Here is a 458-nt window from a genome sequence, read left to right on the forward strand (position 1 = left end):
GACCCATGATTGCGGTTATCGCCCCCGCTTCGAAGCTGACATCGAAGTCGAAGCCTGTGTCGCCATAGCTGAACGAAACCTTGTCGAGAGCGACTTTGCGTGGGGCAGGAATGGCCGAATTCATTTTGTGGCATTCTTTCCCAAGCGATCTGCAAGCATCATCAGCGCAAGACAGAGCATTCCAAGCAGAAGAGCAAGCCCCGCCGCATCCGCCGTTCTGTAACTGCCCATACGCGACAGGAGCAGATAGGGCAGGGTCTGAACGGAATCGCTGCCGAACAACGCAATGACGCCTAGATCGCCCAGCGAAAGCGCCATCGCGAAGGCAAAGCCGGTGGCAGCGGGCCGCCGCAGCATCGGCCAGTCGATCAGGCGGAAGCGGTTCCATCCCGCAATGCCCAGCGACGTCGCAAGCTTTTCGTGGCGTTCATAGGCGGCGTCATAGGCGGGTCTTATGG

General features: G+C 59.2%; 1 protein-coding gene. It reads right to left on the reverse strand.

The window, feature by feature from the left end; all coding sequences use genetic code 11:
• Nucleotides 1–120: 120 nt before the first annotated feature.
• On the reverse strand, nucleotides 121–458 hold a 338-nt coding region (locus AB1462_RS31970), incomplete at its 5' end, for an ABC transporter permease subunit (RefSeq protein WP_367249099.1).

The organism is Pseudomonas sp. SB113, from assembly GCF_040754745.1.
In the GTDB taxonomy this organism is placed as follows: Bacteria; Pseudomonadota; Gammaproteobacteria; order Pseudomonadales; family Pseudomonadaceae; genus Aquipseudomonas; species Aquipseudomonas grimontii.